The sequence below is a fragment of the Halobium salinum genome (assembly GCF_026586625.1).
Classification (GTDB): Archaea; Halobacteriota; Halobacteria; order Halobacteriales; family Haloferacaceae; genus Halobium; species Halobium salinum.
This window is the reverse complement of record NZ_JAODIW010000008.1, coordinates 166,566-186,263: the sequence shown is the minus strand read 5'-3', so window position 1 is coordinate 186,263 and position 19,698 is coordinate 166,566. Positions and strand designations below refer to the sequence as shown.

Below are 19,698 nucleotides of genomic sequence, written 5' to 3'. Positions count from 1 at the left end.
AGTCACGGTCAATGGCATATAGCTCACGGACGAGTCCGGGGGTGCTCGGGGGCGTCCGCGTCGATATCGGGCGTCTACACGCTACCTGGATGGAGCTCCTCTTCCCGCGACAGCTGAACCCGAGTCGTGTGCTCGGTCGCTGGCAACCGGAGACGGCCCCGCAGAAGGTCGGCTACTACCTCTGGGCGGCGCTCGGGCTCCCGCTCGTGCTGGTCGGCTACCCGCTCCTCTTGCTCGGTTTCATGACGCGGTTCTACGCCGAGAAGCTGAACACGGCCACGGCGCGACTGGGGACGGTCGGCGTCGTCCTCGCCTCGGTCGTCGTCTGGGGGGCGCTCACCGCAGTCACGTACCTCCGACAGCTCCAGGGGTCGTTCTCGATAGAGGGGGTCCTGGCCGTGCTCGCCGCCAGCGTCGTCGCCACGCTCGCCGCCGTCCTCGCGGTGGCGTTCTCTCGGGTCGGCGGTCGCGGCGTCAGCGTCCTCTTTGCGTACCCCGCCGGCGTGACGGCACTGTTCCTGCCGCCCGTCGTCGCCGCGCTCTACTCACAGACGCTCGCCGGAATCATCTTCCCCAACAGCGTCTCGCTGGCCATCTGGCTCCTCGACAACGTCCTGTCGGTCGGTGGCATCGCCGAAATCCTCCGCGCGCAGTTCGACCTCAAAGGGTTCGCCTACGTCGGCATGTGGTTCGGCATCGCCGTCCCCGTCGGCTGGGCGCTCGGCCTGGTCGTCACGTTGGCGGACGTGATTCGGCCGAAATCGGACGACTGAGTCGCGCCCGAACCTCGCGTTCGAACCCCCGTTCTCACTCCTACTCCGTCGGAAGCGACCGCCCCGGACCGGTCTGTCGCCTCGCGTCGCGTGACCGACTCTCGCACCGCCGAAGCGCTCACGCCGACTGCGTCCGCCGACCGGGCTCGTGCTCGCGAGGGTCGAACAGCTCGCGCCCCAGGGGTGGGTCCCGAGTGGCGTCCGGTTCCCCGTCCGTCTCTCGGGCGCGGCGCCACGACCGACGGGCCACCCTGATCTCGTGGGCCAGCGCGCTCGCCCGGTTCGACCCGACGACCATCTCCCGGTTCGTGCCGTCGTCTCCCTCGTAGCGGAGAAGTACGCCATCGTCGCCGGAGACGTTGTACACCGGCCGGTCGAAGCCGAGTTGGAGCCCCCGGCGTCCGAACCCGGTCGCGGGTCGGTACTCGCGGACCTCGACCGACTCGATGCGGGCGTACGGAATCAACCGTCCCCGGTGGAAGGGGCGGTACTCGACGAACAGTCCCTCCGGTCGGACCTCGACGGTCAGGCGGAGGTACAGGAGCGTGGCGAAGAATCCACTACCCGGCAGCAGCACGAACGCACCGAAGAGCGCCGACTCCGCCTCGTACGCGACCAGGAGTAGGCTGGCCGTCGTCCCGGCGACGGTCGCGAGCCACCGCGGCCGCCGGGCTTGCTGCACCTCCCGGAAGGGGGCGTCGCTAGACATACGGTAACGTACGTCTCGGCACGACAAAACCCGTTCGGCGCACCACGGCCCGGGGATGGCTCCGATGCCCTACTGCTCGACGGGCTCTTCGAGCGTCTCCGTCTCCCGGCTCATCGCGGCAGCGACGCGGACGCCGACGAGCGAGACGAGGAGTCCGGAGACGACGAACAGCGCCAGGCGCTGGGTGGGAGTGAACTCGACGTAGAGGAGGGGCACCCCCTCGAACAGCTCGAGGTGAGGGAGCCCGGCCTCACGTTCGAGGAACCAGCCGGAGAACCCCCGCACGACCAGTCCGGTGGCGACGACGCCGAAGGGGAGGTTGAGGTAGGGCCGGCGGGCCCCCTCGGCTCGGATGAGTTCGTCGACGAGTCGGCCGGTGCTCGCCGTCAACGCCGCGAGCGCCAACCACGGGACGCTCCGGTAGGTGAACCGCGCGGAGCGCACGAGCAGCGGCTCGGTCGGCGTCGCCTCCGACACCGCGAGGACGCCGAGAAAGACGCCGACGAGCGTCAGCCCGGCGGCGACGACGTAGGTGACGACCGACACCTGCCCGGAGTAGAGTCCGGTTCGGACGCGTTCTGCGACCCCCGAGAGGCGCTCGTCGACGGCGAGCCCTTTGTACAGCAGGGCGATGCCGAGGAGCGCGGCGAGCCCGGCGAACGCCACCGCCGCCGAGAACCGATACAGCAGCGCGGGAAACAGCAGCAATGCGACCCCGAGGGGGACCAGGACGGTCGTGCGGAGCTCCTCGTCGCCGAGGAACTGCTTGAGGAGGTAGTAGGTCGACTCGATGTCGCGGGCCTGTCGGACGACGACGCGGTCGACGGAGTCCACCCGGAGCCGGGACTCGACGATGGGGACGACCCGCTCGTCGGTCGCGCTGTCGACGACGACGACGGCCGACTCCGGGGCGTACTCGGCGATCAGCTCGTCCAACTGACCCGCGACGGCGCGGTCGGCGCCGACCTGCGAGTCCGTCGCCCCCGAGACCACGGCGACGACCGCCTCCTCGCCCTCGTCCTGTAGCTCTCGGGCGACTCGGAGGGCTTCGAGGAGGGAGTTGACGCCGGAGTCCTCCGGGTCGGCGAGTCCGACCTCGGTGACGAGCGACCGGACGGCCTCCCAGCCGGCCACCGGCGCTCGGATGCCGGTCTTGCGCCCGATGTCGTTCGAGCGGTCGACACAGAGGACCAGCGTCGTCACGGTCGAAGCGAGTACGCCGCCCGGTAAAACCCTCCCGGTCGATACGGTCGACTCACACGACTGGAGCCCGGAGCCGGGACGTGAGACGGCGGTCCGGCTGGAACGACACCGAACGGTCGCCGCCGGCCCGCCGTGTTCAGAACTTCAGCTCGAACCCGTCTTCGGGTGCGACGGCGCTCCCCACGCCGGCGCCGAAGGCGTATGCCACGGTGCTCGCGCCGCCGCGGAGTCGCGTCAGCATCGACCGCTGGGGCTCGAACTCGGCGACCGACGCCTCCGCGCCGATGAGCTCCTCCAGGCGTGCTTCCACGTCGTCACGGGCGCCCAACTCGTCGACCAGCCCGAGGTCGAGCGCGCGGTCGCCGAGGTACACCCGCGCCTCGGTGTCGCGGACGAACTCGGGGTCGAGGTCGCGGCCCTCGGCCACGCGCTCGACGAAGTCGTCGTAGAGGTCGTCGATGATTCCCTGGAGGTAGGCGCGCTCGTCGTCGGTCGTCTCCTTCAGCGAGAGGCCGGCGTCCTTGTACTTGCCCGCGGCGTAGCGCTCGTACGTGATGCCGAGCTCCTCGGCGAGTTCGTGGACGTTCACCGACGAGCCGATGACGCCGATGCTCCCGACCACGGTGGCGTCGTGGGCCCACAGCTCGTCACAGCCGCTGGCGATCCAGTAGCCGCCGCTGGCGCAGGTGTCGGTCGCGTAGGCGACGGTCGGGCCGTCGAAGGCCAGGGCGGCCCGCCGGATGTCGTCGCTCGGCACCACCTCGCCGCCGGGGGTGTTGAGCCGGAGGAGGAGCGCCTCGCTGTGGGGGTCCTCGTCGGCCGCCTCGACGAGGTCGACGATGTCGTCGGCGCCGGCGCCCAGCCCGCCGGTGGGGAACCGACCCGGCCCGCCGTCGCGCGAGATGGGGCCCTCGACGGCCACCTCGGCGACGTTGTAGTCCGGGAAGCGCGACGCCACGACTCGCCGCCCGATTCGGCCGCCGACGACGGCGGCGACCAGCACCAACAGCCAGCCGACCACGTCCGCGAGGGTGCCCGAGAGGAGCACGAACAGGAGCCACGCGGCCGCGGCGGCGAGCAGTCCGGACCCGAGGACGGTGAGGACGCGAACCGCCCGGCCCCCGTCCGTGTCGTCGCCGCCACCGCGTTTCGGCGACCGGCCGTCTCCGGCGGACGCGGTCGTCGCTTCCTGTGTCACGTCGCCGTCGGCGCCGACACCTCTCGCCCCCGGCGCGCTCACCTCGTCGTACTCGTCGCGCTCGCGTCGCGGTTTCCACTCGCGGTCGCTCCCGTCGTCGGTCGCGGCGGAGCCGTCCCCGACATCTCGCCTCGGCTCGGAGGAGCCCCGGTCGTCGGAGGCGTCCGAATCGCTCCCGTCCCGCGGTCGGTCGTCAGCCATAGCCGTGGCTCGGGGTGGAAACGTGATAAAGCGCCGCCCCGAAGAGAGAGAACGTTCGGCTTAGAGCAGCCCCGTCTTCTGGAGCTTCATCAGGTCCTCGGTATCGAGGGTCTCGCCTTCCTTGAACTTCTGGTATATCTCCTCGGCCTCCGCCTTGGCCTCCTCGCGCTTCGCTTCGCGCTGGTCCTTGCGGCTCTCCTCTTCTTTCTTGTCGAGCTCGCGCAGACGCTTCTGGACGCGGACGAAGTCCTCGTGGTGGCGGTCGGCCGCCTCCTGGGCCTCGACGAACAGCTCGTGCATGGCGTCGGCCTCGTCACGGATGTCGTCGGCCTCGCGGTAGGCCTGGATCATCTCGTTGTGGTGCTCCTGAGCCTCGTCCGCGAGCTCCGTCACCTTCTGGTGGTGCTGGGACGCCTCGGAACGGACCTCCTCGGCCTCCTCGACGAGCCCTTCGAGCTCGCCGGAGTCCTCGACCTTGTCCTTCTTCTTGCGGTACTGCTCGCGCTTGTCCTCGATCTTCTCGATGAGTTCGCGCTCGTCCTCGGTCGAGAGCACCTCGGTCTGCTGGCGGAACTCGAGCTGCTCGATCTCCTCTTTGAGCTCCTCGAGGTCCTTCCCGTCGTCGAGCTCGAGGTCCTCCTTCATCTCGTCGACCTCGTCGAACAGCTCGTTGGCCTTCGCGTTGAGCTCGTTGCGCTTGTTCTTGTGTTCCTGGACCTGTTCGTTGAGCTCGTCGCGCTTCTCGCGGTGCTCCTGGGCCTCGTCGACCTTCTCGCGGGTCTTCGCGTTGAGGTCGTCGCGCTTGGAGGCGCGCTCGGAGGCCATCTGGTTCAGCTCGTTTCGTCGGTCACGGAGTTGACCGGCGAGCTTGATGAGCTGGCCCTTGGAGCCGTTCTCGAGTTTGTCGTCTGTGAGCTCTACGTTGTCGCTCTCGTCGAGTTCCTCGACGTCGTGTTCTTTCGCTACTGCCATACGTAATCAGTCCTCGATACCATCTGCACACCGGGTGTGGCGGCTGCTCGTCGTCGTCCGACCGGCCGTGGATAAGAATTCCCGATCATTCTACGTGCGATGCCGCCGGACGCCGGTGGCGTCCTGGTGCTCCCATCTAATTCCCTTACGCATATAAATACTTCGGTGAGAGGGGATGTGAAAATAGCTACCACACCACCCGAATCACCGGCGCGCGGACGAAACCGGGTTACCGAGCGGTAGCTCCCCGTATATAAACGGCTGGAGTCCTCCAGCCGGGATGGGTAGCCCCTTATGCGTGGGTCGTCCCCGTCACCACATGGAAGAGGTCGTCCACGCCCGCGGGCACGAACACGTGTCCGCCGAGCACGCGAGCACGTTCGAGGTCACGAGCGACGACTGGCTCACCCCCGCCGGGGACTGCATCCTCGCCGTCGACGCCGACCGCGTTCCCGCCGACTTCGACCCCGCGTTCGTCGACGCCTGTCGGGACGAGGACGCCGAAATCACGATTACCGTCGCGACCGACGACCACGAGGAGGTCGTCACGGGTCACGGCCACCCCGACCTGACGTTCGACGGGGACCGGAGCGCCGTCGGCCGGACGAGCGACTACGTCGACGAGCGGACCGTCGTCGTCGGCGCGGACAGAGCCGCCGGGGAGTTCGACCGCGACCTCGTCGCCGACCTCGCCGACGGCGCCGAGGTGACGGTGACGTTCCGGGTGGAGTGAGGGGCCGTCGGCCCACGTGGGCACCCCGGGGACGGCGAGAGTTCTTATGCGGGGACGGTCCCTAGTTCGAACCGAATGTCCGACCAGCCCGAGGAGCCCGCGGACAACATCAGTTCGGGCGCCGGCGAGGCACTCGACTTCGACCCTGCCGAGGCCGACACCCGCGCCGAAGCCGTCGTCGACGCCCTCGGCGAGCGCTACTGGCGGAAGGCCTACGGCGGGCAGGACGCATTCGAGTGTCTCGTCCGCACCATCCTGAGCCAGAACACGAGCGACGTGGCCAGCCAGCCGGCTCACGACGAGTTGATGACCCGCTACGGCGGCGACGACGTGGACCTCGCCGCGACCCTCGCGGACGCCGAGCAGTCCGAACTCGCCGAGACCATCCAATCTGCCGGCCTCTACAACCAGAAGTCCGAGATGATCGTCGGCGCCGCAGCGGAGATTCTGGCGGAGTTCGGGAGCGAAGCGGGGTTCGACGAGTTCGTCCGCGATGGGGAACCCGACGAGGTTCGCGAGCGCCTGCTGGAGATTCACGGTGTCGGCCCGAAGACCGCCGACTGCGTGCTCCTCTTCTCCGGTGGCCGGGGCGGCGTCTTCCCCGTCGACACCCACGTCCACCGCATCGCCCGGCGGATGGGGCTGGCGCCGCCCGACGCCGACCACGAGGCGGTCCGGGAGCATCTCGAACGCGACGTGCCCGCCGAGAAGTGCGGCTTCGGCCACACCGCGATGATTCAGTTCGGCCGGGAGTACTGCTCGGCGCGGAAACCCGCCTGCCTCGACGGGCCGGAGGCGTGCCCGCTGTACGAGTTGTGCGACCGGGTCGGCGTGGACGAGGTGGCTGAGAGCGTCGTCGACCCGGCGGAGGCGGCGGACTGAGTCTCGGGTGTTACGGGCAACTTCCGACCGTCGTCAACACGCCGGATCGATGGTCCCGTCCACGCGCCCGTGGTCGACGTCGATGGCGCGCTCGGACCCCTTCGTCGGGAAGCGCGCCCCGGCGTCGAACGCGAACGAGAACCCCGTCCCCGGGTCGCGGACGACTCCGGTGCGGTAGACGAGCGTCGTCTGGTCGTGAGAGACGCCGTCGACGCCGAGGCCGAGTGCGCCCGGTGCCCCGTCCCGCGTGTACAGCGAGGCGTGGGCCGTGACCGTGAGCGTCGAGGTGTCCGACTCGAGGGTGAACGCGTGACCGCCGGCCGGGAGGCAACTGCGCTCCTCCGCCGGCGTGATGGCGGCGCCGCCGGTGACGAGCGTCGAGACGACCACCACCCACGCGAAGAACCCCCGAACGAGTCGCATGGACATCTCCACTCAGGGGGCAGACATAACTGTTTCCCAGAAATTCTATATTTACTACTAACCGTCGCCGGTAACGCTCTCGAGTAGCGCGTCCGCCGTCGCGAGGTTCGTCGCCAGCGGCACGTCGTGGACGTCACAGATACGCATCAGCGCCGAGATGTCCGGCTCGTGGGGTTGTGCGGTGAGCGGGTCCCGCAGGAAGACGATGGCCTCACAGTCGCCCGACGCGACCTCGGCGCCGATCTGCATGTCGCCGCCGAGCGGCCCGGAGGCCTTGCGTTCCACGTCGAGACCGGTCTCTTCCCGGAGGCGTTTCCCGGTCGTCCCCGTCGCCACCAACTCCCAGCGTTCGAGGTCCTCGACGTGCTCCTGTGCGAACTCGATGAGCGTCGGCTTCTTCTCGTCGTGGGCGATTAGCGCGATTCGCATGTGTCGTTCTGCGGGGCGTGTGGACTTGAACCCCGACGCCCTCGGCAGGGTTCGCGTCGGGTCGTGACCGGTCGCGATGCGGAGTCGCGCCGTCGGCGACTGTCGCCCCCGTGACCTCGGCCCGTAATCTCAAACGGGGCCCGGGCGAACCGTCTCGGTATGTCTATGGAGACCTATACGCTCCGGGTCGCGGAGAACGAGGCTCACGAGGGGCTCGCGGCCGACGTGCTCGACGAGTCGGGGTCGATAGTGGAGACGACGCGGCTCTCCTACGACGACTACGGGTTGGCACGGAAGGGAAGCGGCGAGAGCGGTCCCGACCCTGTCGAGTGCGAGGTCACGGCGGACGTGATAGACACGGCCCTCCAGTTCGAACGCCTCGACGACGGGTTCGAGTTCCGCTTCCTCGGCGACCGCGAGGAGGTGGCGAGCGTGCGGGTGTCGGACGCGGAGTGGGGGCTCGTCGCCGTCGCGGAGTGAGTCGCCCGGGTCGTGAACACTGGTTGTTTCCTGCCGAGTGGGACGGCCGTTTCCGGGGGCTGTCGTACCGGCGGGCGCCGAGCGGCCCTCGTGGTCGTAAGTCCCCGTGCGAGGGGTGGGGCCACAACGAGTGGGACGGGCCGAGCACCGGAGCCGGCTGGGGAGGTCGCGGATGCCGTGCAGTCGGGTAAGGTTTCGGAAGCATCCCCGTAGGAGCCTCCGTCCGGCTCCCGAATCGGGGTAAACGGGACTCAGAACCGGGCCTAATCCGCCCGCGACCCGGACGACCCCGACCCGTCGTCGCGCCCGCGAACGACCCGGTCGTAGAACGAGACGAACTCCTCGTTCTCCTCGGCGGACGCCTCCCACTCGTCGAGTCCGCGCTCCGCCCGCGTCCCCGCGATGGTGTTGTCGAGGACGAACGCACACAGCCCGCCGACGGCCATCCCGGTCGAGCCGATGACGAATACCACGTCCGCGACGAGCTTCGAGCCGAGTACCGGACCGAGCAGCCAGACTCCGGCCATCCCCTGGCGGAACGTCGCGGCGTCGCCGACGTTTCCCATGTAGGCCGGAATCGCGAGCCCGGCGAACAGCGCGAAGCCGACGACGAAGGTGTTCCGGGAGGAGTCGAGGTCGACGTACTCCAGTTGAGAGAGCCCGACGGCGACGATTTGGCCGAACATGGCGACGAACAGCCCGCCGACGATGGGGTCCGGGACGGTGGCGACCAACTGGCCGAACCAGCCGACGAAGCCGACGACGAGCATGATGGCGGCGCCGACCTGCACCACGTAGCGCGAGGCGACGCCGGTGATGCCGATGGCGCCGATGTTCTCGGAGTAGGAGGTGGAACCGCCGGCGCCCATCAGCCCCGCGAAGACGTTCATCGCGCCCTCCATCCCGATGCCGTGGTCGATGCGCTTCTCGCTGGGGGCGCCCATGCCGGAGAGCCGGGCGACGGCGTGGTAGTCGCCGAAGCTCTCGACCATCGAGGCGGCGACGCCGGCGAGCATCCCGACGACGAACGGGGTCGTCACCTGCGGGACGCCGAAGAGCACGTCGCCGACGAGCGGGAGCGCCACCGAGACGGTGTTCGCGCCGCCGGCGACCCCCCACTGGAGCGGGTAGATGGCGACGAACAGCGGCGCGTCGAAGACGGAGAACACGTCGACGTAGCCGGGCGAACCGGGGGCGTACACGCCCGAGAGCGACAGCGCGACCGCGACGAGGTAGGCGCCGACGACGCCGAGCAGGACCGGGAAGAGCCGCGCTGCCCGCGAGCGCGTGTCGAGGTACTGTGAGAAGAGGACGACGAGGAGCACGGTGAGGAGGAGGAGGGGCCAGTTGTTCGTCGCCGCGGTCACCTGCGGCGTCGAGAACAGCGAGAGCCCGATGAGCGCGATGGTCGGCGCGATGACGACCGGCGAGACGAACCCCCGGAGCCGACCGAACAGGCCGAAGTATCCGACGAGCACCTCCACCAGCGCGGCGACGACGATGGCTCCCTGTAACTGAAGCAGGGCCGCCTGCCAGTCCGGACCGGCCGGGTTGCTGGCCGTAACCACACCCACCACCGCCAGCGCCGAGGCGAGCATCGAGAACGGCGCCCCCTGCACGATGGGGTAACGGTTCCCGAACGTCGTCTGGGCGAGCGTCGCGACCCCGGAGACGACGAAGAACGTCCCCACGAACCGAGGAATCACCTCCGAGGGCATCCCCAGCGCCCCGGCGAGGATGAGCGGCACCGCGATGTTCGCCCCGACCATCGTCAGATAGTGTTGCACGCCGAGGAGCGCCGCGGTCCCCAACGGCGGGCGGTCCTCGACACCGTACTCGACGAAGTCCGAGGCCCCACGAGAATCAGCATCGGTGTCCGACTCGGCCTGACCCATTGCTTGTGGAGAGCATCCCCCGTTGCGCTACTTATCGCTCTCGGTCCGCCGGCGCGAACTGGGGGTCGAAAGCGGGGCCACGTCGACGGAAGCGCTCCAAAGGCCCGTCGACACGGTCCGACGCCGACTCAGGTGGGACGACGAGACACGTGACGGACCGCGACGAAACAGTTTTTTCGACGACCGTTCACTCCGTCGATATGAAAGACCGCTGGCTCGTGGGGTGGGGGCTGGGGTACGCCGCCGTCGGCGCGGCGTCGCTGCTCCTCCCGCTCTACGCGCTCTCGCTGGGTGCCGGCCCGTTGCTCGTCGGACTCATGGCCTCCACGGCCGCGTTTGCTGGCGTCCCCGGCGCGATTCTGTGGGGGAAGCTCGCGGCCGCGACACACCGCCGCCGACCACTGGTCCTCGTCGCGCTCGGCGCCACGGCGGGCGTGCTCGCCGTCGTGCCCGCCATCGCGTCGCCGTGGCCGCTGCTCGTCGCCAACGCCGCGCTCTGGTTCGTGGTGAGCGCCGCCGCACCCGTACTGAACCTCGTCGTCGTGGAGGGCGTCCCGAGCGACGGCTGGGACCGACAGTTCGCCCGTCTGAACAGCTATCAGGGGTACGGGTGGCTCGGCGGCCTGCTCGCCGGCGCCGTCTGGAACGCCCTCGCGCCCGGTGTCTTCGGCGCCGCGGCCGCTCAGCGACTGTTCTTCTACCTCATCGCCGCCGCCGCGGCCGCCGGGCTGGTCGTCGTCCGCGCCCGGTACCCGCCGTCGCCGACCACCGACCCCGAGCGGTTCGCCCGGGTCAGCCGAGAGCTCCACCGTCGTCCCTGGGGCGCGGGACGGTACGTCCGCACGATTCCGTTCGGACCCGGGCGCGTCTACTGGGCGCTCCGGTCGCTCCGGTCGTCTCGGCCTCGAGACGGGTCGGCTGACCGACCCCCGCTCGCCGCAGTCCGCGAGCGACTCGCCGGCCCGCTCGGGCGCTACCTCCTCGCCGCGACGCTCTTCTTCGTCGGGTTCTCCGCGTTCTTCGGCCCGCTCCCGGCGTACCTCGCCGACGCGGGCTACGCCACCGGCGAGGTGTTCGCGCTCTTCGTCCTCTCCAGTGCCGGGTCGGCCGTCGCCTACGGCGTCGCGGGCGACCTCGCCTCCCGTCGGGACCCACGCTGGCTCCAGACCGCCGCGCTCGTCGTCCGAACCGCCGCGTTCCCGCTGGTCGCGGTCGTCGGCGCCATGGGACTCGGGACGGCTGGCCTCGTCGGCGTCGGCGCCCTGTTCGCCGTCGTCGGCGTCACGTGGGCCGTCATCGCCGTGACGGGCACCGGCCTGGTGAGCCGACTCGCACCCGCCGACACCCGCGGAGAGGCTCTCGGCGCGTACACCGCCGTCGGCGGCGTCGGCGGCGGGGTCGGGAGCGCACTCGGCGGCGTCGCGGCCGAGGGCGTCGGCTACCTCGGCGCGTTCGTCGCCGCGGCGCTCCTCGTGTTGGCGGCGGCGGGGCTGGTCGCGTCCGACAGTCGGGCGGAGAACGCCGCACCGTCCCAGTGTGAGGGGACCGAAACCGCGGACTGACTCGCCGACGCCCGCCCTCGCCCGACGGCTCTCGGGCTCCGCTCCCGGCCGCCGAATTCAGTTCTCCCGCTCCGCTCTGAAGGACTCGACCGCCGACAGCGTCGGGAGCGCCGTCATCGCGCCTTCGGCGGTCGTCGTCGTCGCCGCCACCGCGTTGCCGAAGGCGAGGGCCTCCTCCAAGCCCACACCGTTCGAGAGGGCGCGCACCGCGCCGGCGGTGAACGCGTCGCCCGCGCCGGTGGTGTCGACGGGGTCGACCGCGTACCCGTCGTGGCGCACCTCGGTCTCCCGCCCCTCGCTCCACGGCGCGTCGGCGGTCGCGTAGGCGTAGGCGCCCTCGCCGCCGAGGGTGACGATGACCGTGTGCGGGCCGTGCTCGCAGATTTCCCGCGCGAGTTCCGGCGCGTCGCCCTCGACGCCCATCTCCGCGAGGTCCTCGGGGGTCGCCTTCACCACGTCCGCGAGGCCGAAGCCGCGCTCGACGGAGTCGGCGTAGGTGAACTCCCCCCATCGCTCGGGGCGGGCGTTGGGGTCGAAGGAGACGACGGCCCCGGCGTCGCCCGCCCGCTCGGCGAAGTCGACGACTGCGCTCCGGGAGGGTTCGGCGTCCATCGACAGCGCGTCGAAGTGGACCCACGAGGCGTCGGCCAACTCGTCGTCGGAGACGCCGCCGACCTCCATCCGCGCGTCCGCGGCGTCCTCGCGGTAGAAACTGAACTCCCGGTCCGCGTCCTCGCCGAGGCTGACGAACGCGAGCGTCGTCTTCGCCTCGGGGTCGCGCTCGACGAACCGTTCGGGGAGGCCGTGGTCGTCGAGCGTCTCTGCGAGGAACTCGGCGAACGGGTCGCCGCCGAGTCGCGTCCAGAACCCGACGTCGGCGTCGAGGTGGGCGAGGCCGACCGCGACGTTGGCCGGCGCACCGCCGGCGCGCCGCGAGAACGATTCGACCGAGGCGAGCGGGCCGGCCGCGTCGGGGATGAAGTCGACGAGCGTCTCGCCGGCCACGAGAATGTCCGTCATGGCCGTGTGGTCGGACACGGGGGGCAAAACTCCCGTGGTCGGTGGCAATCTGTCGGTCACCGCCTGACAGTACAAGTTCGCGCAGGAACAACGTTCTCCGATGACGCCTGCCCGCCCGACAGACGACGAACGGGGAGACGACAGGGAGGGGAAGGCCCGAGTCGTCGAAGCACTCCGAACCGCCCCGAAGCCCGCCGTCAACACCGGGTACCTCGTGAAACGAATCGACCGTCCCCACGGCGAGGTGTTCGCCCTGCTCGACCGTCTCGCCGACGAGGGAGCCGTCGAACATCTGGAGATACGGGGCGTCGGCCACCTCTGGTGGTTGCCGTCCGACCCCGCCGGATGAGACGGCGGGGGGCCGACGTCGACCTCGTCTCCCGAGGACGGCGTCGGCCCGCAGGCATTTGACGAACGACGCCCTCCTGCCGGGTATGGAGCACATCACGGAGGAGGTCGTCGGAAAGCACGTCGAGGGACCGAACGGCGAGGACCTCGGGAAGATTACCGCCGTCGACGGCGGGAAGGCCATCCTGAAGGCGAAGACCGGCGTCTCCGCCGAAATCGAGTCCGGAATCAGCAAGGACGACGACGACCGGCTCACGCTCGAAGCCGAGCAGATCGCCGCGGTCGACGACGAGACCGTCCGGCTCAACGCCGACTTCTGAGGCCGCAGCGGACCTGTATTTACAACCCGAAGGCCGACCCCATAACCCGCCCAACGACACACACGATGAACACGGATTCGTACGTACGCAAAGTTCAGGAGGCGAGCGTCGACCTCGACTCGGAGGCCAAGGTGTTCTCGGCGTCCGAGGCGGTGCTATCGGTGTTGAGCCACCGAATCACCGAGGGTCAGGCGGCGACCCTCGCCGACCAACTCCCCGAAGCACTCGGTTCGGCGGTCACGCGGGCCGACGGCGACGCCGACGGGTTCGGCGTGGGAACGTTCGTCGACCGCGTATCGGACCGCGAGGAGTCGATGGGCGACCTCGACCCGTCGCAGGCGCCGACGCACGTCCGCGCCGTCCTCTCGGCGCTGAGTGACGAACTACAGCACGAGGAGTGGACCGACGCCGTATCACAGTTGCCGCCCGAGTACGGGGAGTTGTACGCGTAGACGCCACGACGGGCACGCCTCGTGCGCACCTTACTCGCTGACGCCGGAGTGTTACGCGTAGGCGCCACGACGGTCGGCGCTTGTCGCCGGCCGACTCGTCGACGCGGTGGAAATCCACTCAGACATGGAAGCCTCGAACACCTCTCCTGTCACAGCGTTGGCGTCGTAATCTGCCGACACCTCGTGAAAAGTAGTCGAATCGACGCTCGAAAACCGCAGACCCGAGCCGCCTACCGAACGCGCGTCCCCGGCTCCGCGTCGCCGTGTGTCGTCAGCAGGTCGGCCTCGTCGCCGGCGGCGAGCACCATCCCGTTCGACTCGACGCCGAACAGTTCGGCCCCTTCGAGGTTGGCCACGACGACGACCTTCTTCCCCGGCAGTTCGCCGAGGTCGTGGAGCTGTTTGATGCCGGCGACGATTTGGCGCGTCTCGACGCCGATGTCGACGGTGAGCTTCGCGAGCTTGTCGGCGCCCTCGATGCCCTCCGCGCTCTCGACCCGGCCGACCCGGAGGTCGACGTCCTGGAACTCCTCGAAGCCGATGCGCTCTTCGACGATGGGTTCGAACTCGTCGCTCACGTCCGAGTCCTCGGCGGCGTCGGTGTCGTCGCTTTCGGTTTCCGCGTCCGACCCGTCGCCTTCGCCCTCCGCTTCTCCCTCGTCGGCGGTCGCCTCGGCGACGCGCGCCTCCAGCTTCTCGTTCAGCGCCTCGACGCGTTCTTCCTCGATCTTCTCGAACAGCTCCGTCGGCTCCTCGAACGTCGTCGCGGGCGGGGTGAGCGCGGCGTCGGTGGTGACCTCGGCGAGGTCCTCGTCCGCGGGTCCAACGTCGCCCCACAGCTGTGCCGACTTCTCGGGCGCGATGGGGTAGAGGAGGACGGCGACGGCCTTCGCGAGTTGGACGCAGTCGTAGATGACCTGCGCGGCCCGGTCGGGCTCGTCGTCGGTGAGCTTCCAGGGCTCGTTACGCTGGATGTACTCGTTGCCGAAGCGCGCCAGCGACACCGCGGCCTCGCCGAGCGCCTTCGGGTCGTACTCGTTGACGGCCTCGCCGAAGTCGGCGACGGCGGCCTCGATTCGCTCCTCGACCTCGGCGCTGACCTCGCCGTCCGGCGTCCCCTCGTAGTTCCGGTAGGCAAAGAGGAGGGAACGGTAGACGAAGTTGCCGACGGTGCCGACGAGTTCGCCGTTCACGCGCTCGCGGAACTTCGCCCACGAGAAGTCCACGTCCTGCTGGAACCCGCCGTTGGTCGTGATGTAGTAGCGCAGGAGGTCGGGGTGGAACCCCTCGTCGAGGTACTCGTCGGCCCACACGGCGCGGTTACGCGAGGTCGAGAACCCCTTGCCGCCGAGGGTGACGAACCCGCTCGCCATGACGGCGCGGGGCTCCTCGTAGCCGGCCCCGTTCAGCATCGCCGGCCAGAAGACAGTGTGGTGCTGGATGATGTCGCGGCCGATGACGTGGACGATTTCGCCCGCCTCCTTCCACACCTGCTCCCAGTCGTACGCCTCGCTCCCGACGCGCTCGGAGTACTGCTTCGTGGAGGCGACGTACTCGATGGGGGCGTCGACCCAGACGTAGAGCACCAGGTCGTCCTCGGCCTCCCCCTCGCTCTGGCCCCCCTCGACCTCGGGGTAGTCGATACCCCAGTCGAGGTCGCGTGTGATACACCAGTCCTGCAGGTCGCCCTCTATCCACTCGCGGGGCTGGTTCTGGGCGTTCGAGGTGCCCTCCAACCGGTCGATGAACTCCTGGAGGTACTCCTGGAACGCGGAGACGCGGAAGAACTTGTGGGTGCGCTCGCGGTACTGCGCGGGGTTCCCCGTAATCGTCGAGACGGGGTCCTCGACCTCGCCGGGTTCGAGGTGGCGCTGACACCCCTCGTCGCACTCGTCGCCGCGGGCCTTCTCGCCGCAGTAGGGACACGTGCCCTCGACGTAGCGGTCGGGGAGGTACTGGTCGGCGTCCGGGTCGTAGGCGACCTTGATGACCTTCTCGTAGACGTGGCCCTCCTGGTCGAGGGTGCGGACGATGTCCTGGGTGAGTTCGGTGTTCGTCTCGTCGTGGGTGTGGCCGTAGTTGTCGAAGTCGACGTTGAACCGGGGGAACGTCGCCTCGTACTGGTCGTGCCAGCGCAGGGCGAACTCCTCGGGGTCGACGCCCTCCTTCTCGGCGTTCACCGCGACGGGGGTGCCGTGCATGTCTGAGCCGGAGACGAACGCGGTCTGCTGGCCCAGTTTCCTGAGCGAGCGGGCGTAGGCGTCGCCGCCGACGTAGGTTCGGAGGTGGCCGACGTGCAGGTCGCCGTTGGCGTACGGCAGCCCACAGGTCACCACCGCCGGGTTCTCGGTGGGGAACTCCTCGTGGCTCATTCTGTTTTGGGTTCTCGGATGCGGGCCTAAAGCCCGCCGGTCTCGGTCGTCTCCACGGTACGTCAGCCGAAGAAGGGCGCGTCGAGGTTCGCTCGCGACGCGGCGGGGCCGTCCTATCGACCCGGGCCGCGACGCGGGGTCCACCCATCGCTCACTAGGTGCGCGTGCGCATCGTGGTGCCGCGGTCGTGCGGCGGGCCGCGACGAAGCGGCGGGTGGACCGAGTTCACGCTCGTACGGAGTCGACTGCGATATAAAAAAGGTTCGCCGGTGTGGGGCCGGTCGGCCGTCTCAGGCGCCCTCGGCGACCAGCAGGTCGAATCCGGCGTCGGCCGGCTCGTCGTCGGGAGTGAGGTAGCCGACGGCGAAGGCGGTGTACTCGCTCCCGCCCTCGACGGTCACGTCGAAGGAGGCGGCCACGTCGCCGTCGTTGCCATCGGTGTCCCCGCGGACTTGGAGGGTGTAGTCCCCGGCGGGGACCTCCGCCGTCGCCGTCTCGCCGAACGCGACGCCGTCGAAGATGGCGTCGCCGCTACTCTCGACGGTCACGTCGACCGCCGGGGCGTCGGGCGAGAGGTGGACCAGTCGGACGGCGGCCGTGTCGCTCCCGGGCGCCTCGGCGTCGTCTTCGAGCACCTGCACGGAGAAGGCGTTCTCGGCGCCCTCTTCGAGTTCGCCCTGCGCGACCGCGGTGTAGTCCGCGGCCATCAGTTCGACCTCTTCGTCGAAGACGACCGTGTCCGGGTCGCCGGCGGCGGTGATTCGGACCGCGTGGCTCCCCGTCGAGAGCGGGAGGTAGTCGCTCACCGTGCCGAACGGCACGTCCGTCAGCGCCTCCGCGTCGTCGACGTACACGTCCACGTTCGGGGCGTCGGGCGAGGCGTGGACGACGCGGAGGTTCGCCTCCCCGTCGCCGTCCGTCGTCGTCCCGTCCGTGGTTTCGTTGCCCTCGGTGGTCGTCTCGTTGCCCATCGTCGTCTCGTTACCCATCGACGTGGTCTCGTTGCCCATCGTCGTCTCCGACGCGGTGGTCTCCGTCCCTTCGCCGTTCTGGCCGCCACAGCCGGCGAGGGCGCTGATGAGGAGGGCGGAGCCTGTCGCTTTCACGAAACTTCGGCGGTTTCTTTCTACCATCGGATAGTACAATAGTCGCTACGGCATTGAACGACCTACCCTACAGGGAGGGTGTCAGTTCGGTTCCCAATGGCGGGTTGGCTAGCCGAGCCGTGTCCGCCGGCGTCGGACGGTCGCGGGTTACGGGAGGAGTTGCGGCCGCCTTCACCATGTCCAGAACGGAGGACGGGAGGCCGTCAGTCCGTCACTTCGACCGCGCCGAACGCACAGAAGCCGGTGACGACGAGGTCCACTTCCTCGTGTTCCTCCGCACGCCGCGGCCGGTCGTCCTCGGCGGCGCCGAAGACGGGGAGGACGTCGACCTCGACGCGCCAGTCGCGCGGGACGACGACCTCGACGCCGCCGAACAGCGCGGTGGCGTTCACGCGGGCGGGCTTGACCGGCACCGTCGCGTCCCGCAGGTCGAGTTCGGCGCCGCCGAACATGGCCGTCACGTCCCCGCCGACGAACGACGAGGACGTGACGCGGTCGTTCCGTCCACCGAAGACGGCCACGAGGTCGACGCGGTCGGCGTCGACGTCGCGGACCCGCGACCGGACGCGGCCGGCGACCAGCGCCGCGCCGAAGGCGACGACGACCACCGGCCAGAGGACGACCAACTCCTCGGCGGCGACGAGGTCGAGCGCGATTAGCTGGGACGCTCCGGCCAGCGCGACGACGACTAGCGGTCCCGCGACGTTGCGGAAGCCGCTGGCGACGATGGCGTAGAGGCCGACGAGGACGAACAGCGACGGGACGTACCGGAGGAGCGCCCCGGTGTCGTAGAGACCGGTGGTGTTCGCGAGCAGTACGAGGCCGACGAGGGCGACGACACCCCCGAGTAGGGTCTGATTCGAGATGCGTCTGTAGGCCATGGTAGCTAGTACGGCGGGGAGACGAAAATCGAGATACGATGGTTCTCAGCCGGTGAGAGTCCGAGCCAGGGGATGCTCCGCTCCGGAGTCAGAGCCCGAACGCGGACGTAATCGCGTGCCCGCCGGCGAGCCAGAGGATGAGTCGACCCGCGCTCCCGACGAACGTCGCGAGCGCGAACTTGACGTAGTCCTCCTCCAGGACGGAGAAGGCGTAGATAGAGAGCGTGTCGGGGAACCCCGGGACACAGAGCGCGGCCGCGAGCCCCGCGTACCCCCACTTCTGGGCGATGGTGACGGTCTTCTTCTCGGACCACTCGATGACGTCGAAGCGGGAGTTCCGCAGGAAGCGGATGACGGGGCCGGACTCCTTGGCCTCCTGGCCGATGTGAAACGCGAAGACGCTGCCGGCGGACTTCCCGAAGGCGCTGACGAAGACGATGAGCGCCGTCGTCGTCGCCGCCGAGAGGCCGAGGTTGAGCTCCGCCAGCAGGACGACCTCGCTCACGCCCGGGAGCGCGAAGGCGATGAGAAAGGAGTATATCCAGATGAGAACGAGCCCCCACCAGCCCGACGCGGTCTTGACGAGCCGTTCGAGCCACGGGAACACGCCGCCGCCGTCGCCGCCCTCCGCGAGGAACGTCGCGGCGAGCCGGGCGAACTCGACGAACTCGGCGGGCGAGACGCCGACGCCGGTCGTCGCCCCGAGGGCCGCGCCTGCGACGCCGGGGAGCGAGGAGGCCACTGGCACGTCCGCCCCTCGGCCGTCCCGTGTTGTAAGCTTTGAGTTTTCCGTCGGCGGGATGGCAGGTCGATAGTCGGTCGGCGGTCAGAGTAGGTCCGTCGCGCCGGTGGCCACCGACCCGAGACCCAACAGGAGCACGACGGCGCCGACGAAGAGCCGGCCTTCGTAGTCCTCGAGCCGGTCGGCCAGCGCCGCCTCGGGGCGGTCGGAGACGACGAAGGGCTCGTCGTCGACCGCGGTCACGACCACGTCTTCGGCTCGGAGCGGCGTGGTCGCCTTTGCGTCGGCGGTCGCGTGGCCGAGGACGTACACGTCGTCACCCACGGCGAGCGTCCCCTCGTGATATCGCCGGTCGCCGTGGGCGTGGCCGAGGTCGACGAGGTTCGTGAGCGAGTCGGTCCCCTCCGAGAGCCGGCGCTCGCCCGCGACGAACCGCCGGATGTGGTCGGGCGGCGTCGACCCGGCACCGACCTCGACCGTCGGAAGGAACTCGAACTCACAGACGACCCCGTCGACCGTGACCCCGCCGTCGACGGCGACACCCCGGCCGCTGGCCGTACCGTCGCTGGCGACCGACCGGAGGGTGGACAGCACGCTCTCGCCTCCGACGACTCGGTCGTCCAGTGCGACCCGAACCCGGCCGGTCCCGTCGTCGACGACGAACGGCCGGGAGTAGACGCCCGACGCGAGGGTGGTCCACCGCTGGCGCTTCCCCCGCTCGCTCCACTCCTCGACCGCCCACCCCGCGAGCACCGTCCCGGGTCGTTCCCCGACGGGCGAGGTGAACGTCTCGCTCCCGTCCGCCGGGCCGACGACCTCGCCCTCGATTTCGACGCGGCCCGTCTCGGTCAGTTGCCGTATCTCGGTCGTCTCGGTGCGGGTGACCAGCCGATGCTGTCTCCGCCGGCTCAGTCCGTCCCACAGGAGCAGGAGGCCGAAGAGGCAGCCGCCGAGGCCCCCGAGGACGAGTTCCGTGTCCATCGCTGGACCGTCGTTC

Annotated in this window: 21 protein-coding genes; 8 read left to right on the top strand and 13 right to left on the bottom strand. The window is 69.6% G+C overall.

Annotation, left to right across the window (positions count from 1 at the left end):
• Positions 1 to 11: 11 nt before the first annotated feature.
• A complete protein-coding gene (locus tag N5095_RS13075; RefSeq protein WP_267623332.1) occupies positions 12 to 773 on the top strand; it encodes a hypothetical protein in 762 nt (253 codons plus the stop codon).
• Between the two features lie 118 nt (positions 774 to 891).
• On the opposite strand, the gene N5095_RS13070 is transcribed toward N5095_RS13075, so the two are convergent.
• The 4 genes from N5095_RS13070 to N5095_RS13055 form a co-directional block, all read right to left on the bottom strand.
• Positions 892 to 1,482: a hypothetical protein gene (locus tag N5095_RS13070; RefSeq protein ID WP_267623331.1), complete on the bottom strand. Its 591-nt coding sequence runs from the start codon at positions 1,480 to 1,482 to the stop codon at positions 892 to 894.
• A gap of 69 nt (positions 1,483 to 1,551) precedes the next feature.
• A complete protein-coding gene (locus tag N5095_RS13065) occupies positions 1,552 to 2,685 on the bottom strand; it encodes a DUF373 family protein (protein WP_267623329.1) in 1,134 nt (377 codons plus the stop codon).
• A 136-nt stretch (positions 2,686 to 2,821) separates the two neighbouring features.
• On the bottom strand, positions 2,822 to 3,766 hold the full coding sequence (sppA, locus tag N5095_RS13060) for a signal peptide peptidase SppA (protein ID WP_267624476.1): 945 nt from the start codon (positions 3,764 to 3,766) through the stop codon (positions 2,822 to 2,824).
• Between the two features lie 378 nt (positions 3,767 to 4,144).
• On the bottom strand, positions 4,145 to 5,056 hold the full coding sequence (locus tag N5095_RS13055) for a coiled-coil protein (RefSeq protein ID WP_267623327.1): 912 nt from the start codon (positions 5,054 to 5,056) through the stop codon (positions 4,145 to 4,147).
• 319 nt (positions 5,057 to 5,375) lie between these two features.
• Here N5095_RS13055 and N5095_RS13050 point away from each other — a divergent pair, with 319 nt between their 5' ends.
• The gene (locus N5095_RS13050) at positions 5,376 to 5,789 is read left to right on the top strand and encodes a DUF371 domain-containing protein (RefSeq protein ID WP_267623326.1); all 414 of its coding nucleotides are present in this window, start codon (positions 5,376 to 5,378) and stop codon (positions 5,787 to 5,789) included.
• Between the two features lie 75 nt (positions 5,790 to 5,864).
• Positions 5,865 to 6,671: an endonuclease III domain-containing protein gene (locus tag N5095_RS13045; RefSeq protein WP_267623325.1), complete on the top strand. Its 807-nt coding sequence runs from the start codon at positions 5,865 to 5,867 to the stop codon at positions 6,669 to 6,671.
• 33 nt (positions 6,672 to 6,704) lie between these two features.
• Here N5095_RS13045 and N5095_RS13040 read toward each other — a convergent pair whose 3' ends face one another.
• Complete coding sequence (locus N5095_RS13040) at positions 6,705 to 7,094, bottom strand: DUF7332 family protein (RefSeq protein ID WP_267623324.1); 390 nt, start codon at positions 7,092 to 7,094, stop codon at positions 6,705 to 6,707.
• Between the two features lie 57 nt (positions 7,095 to 7,151).
• A complete protein-coding gene (locus N5095_RS13035) occupies positions 7,152 to 7,523 on the bottom strand; it encodes a methylglyoxal synthase (protein WP_267623323.1) in 372 nt (123 codons plus the stop codon).
• A gap of 159 nt (positions 7,524 to 7,682) precedes the next feature.
• On the opposite strand from N5095_RS13035, the gene N5095_RS13030 reads away from it, so the two are divergent.
• Positions 7,683 to 8,003 carry a hypothetical protein gene (locus N5095_RS13030; protein WP_267623322.1) on the top strand — a complete coding sequence of 107 codons (321 nt, stop codon included), beginning with the start codon at positions 7,683 to 7,685 and terminating at the stop codon, positions 8,001 to 8,003.
• A 263-nt stretch (positions 8,004 to 8,266) separates the two neighbouring features.
• Here the strand turns inward: N5095_RS13030 and N5095_RS13025 are convergent, their stop codons facing one another.
• Positions 8,267 to 9,898, bottom strand: a complete 1,632-nt coding sequence (locus N5095_RS13025) for a uracil-xanthine permease family protein (protein WP_267623321.1) — start codon at positions 9,896 to 9,898, stop codon at positions 8,267 to 8,269.
• A gap of 200 nt (positions 9,899 to 10,098) precedes the next feature.
• Between N5095_RS13025 and N5095_RS13020 the strand changes: the two genes are divergently transcribed.
• Positions 10,099 to 11,460 carry an MFS transporter gene (locus tag N5095_RS13020; RefSeq protein ID WP_267623320.1) on the top strand — a complete coding sequence of 454 codons (1,362 nt, stop codon included), beginning with the start codon at positions 10,099 to 10,101 and terminating at the stop codon, positions 11,458 to 11,460.
• A 57-nt stretch (positions 11,461 to 11,517) separates the two neighbouring features.
• Here N5095_RS13020 and N5095_RS13015 read toward each other — a convergent pair whose 3' ends face one another.
• Entirely contained in the window at positions 11,518 to 12,480 is a 963-nt protein-coding gene (locus N5095_RS13015; protein ID WP_267623319.1) for a carbohydrate kinase family protein, read from the bottom strand.
• A 100-nt stretch (positions 12,481 to 12,580) separates the two neighbouring features.
• On the opposite strand from N5095_RS13015, the gene N5095_RS13010 reads away from it, so the two are divergent.
• The 3 genes from N5095_RS13010 (at position 12,581) to N5095_RS13000 (ending at position 13,600) form a co-directional block, all read left to right on the top strand.
• The gene (locus tag N5095_RS13010) at positions 12,581 to 12,829 is read left to right on the top strand and encodes a hypothetical protein (RefSeq protein ID WP_267623318.1); all 249 of its coding nucleotides are present in this window, start codon (positions 12,581 to 12,583) and stop codon (positions 12,827 to 12,829) included.
• A gap of 85 nt (positions 12,830 to 12,914) precedes the next feature.
• Complete coding sequence (locus N5095_RS13005; protein WP_267623317.1) at positions 12,915 to 13,148, top strand: hypothetical protein; 234 nt, start codon at positions 12,915 to 12,917, stop codon at positions 13,146 to 13,148.
• Positions 13,149 to 13,213: 65 nt separating this feature from the next.
• A complete protein-coding gene (locus N5095_RS13000; protein ID WP_267623316.1) occupies positions 13,214 to 13,600 on the top strand; it encodes a DUF2267 domain-containing protein in 387 nt (128 codons plus the stop codon).
• Positions 13,601 to 13,830: 230 nt separating this feature from the next.
• Here N5095_RS13000 and metG read toward each other — a convergent pair whose 3' ends face one another.
• The 5 genes from metG to N5095_RS12975 all read right to left on the bottom strand — a co-directional run bounded on the left by metG (position 13,831) and on the right by N5095_RS12975 (position 19,682).
• Positions 13,831 to 15,972, bottom strand: a complete 2,142-nt coding sequence (gene metG, locus N5095_RS12995) for a methionine--tRNA ligase (RefSeq protein ID WP_267623315.1) — start codon at positions 15,970 to 15,972, stop codon at positions 13,831 to 13,833.
• Between the two features lie 290 nt (positions 15,973 to 16,262).
• Entirely contained in the window at positions 16,263 to 17,078 is an 816-nt protein-coding gene (locus N5095_RS12990) for a DUF4397 domain-containing protein (RefSeq protein ID WP_267623314.1), read from the bottom strand.
• A 203-nt stretch (positions 17,079 to 17,281) separates the two neighbouring features.
• Positions 17,282 to 17,959: a LiaF transmembrane domain-containing protein gene (locus N5095_RS12985; protein ID WP_267623313.1), complete on the bottom strand. Its 678-nt coding sequence runs from the start codon at positions 17,957 to 17,959 to the stop codon at positions 17,282 to 17,284.
• Between the two features lie 88 nt (positions 17,960 to 18,047).
• Positions 18,048 to 18,566 carry a YqaA family protein gene (locus tag N5095_RS12980; protein WP_267624475.1) on the bottom strand — a complete coding sequence of 173 codons (519 nt, stop codon included), beginning with the start codon at positions 18,564 to 18,566 and terminating at the stop codon, positions 18,048 to 18,050.
• Between the two features lie 219 nt (positions 18,567 to 18,785).
• Complete coding sequence (locus tag N5095_RS12975) at positions 18,786 to 19,682, bottom strand: GIDE domain-containing protein (protein WP_267623312.1); 897 nt, start codon at positions 19,680 to 19,682, stop codon at positions 18,786 to 18,788.
• Positions 19,683 to 19,698: the final 16 nt, after the last annotated feature.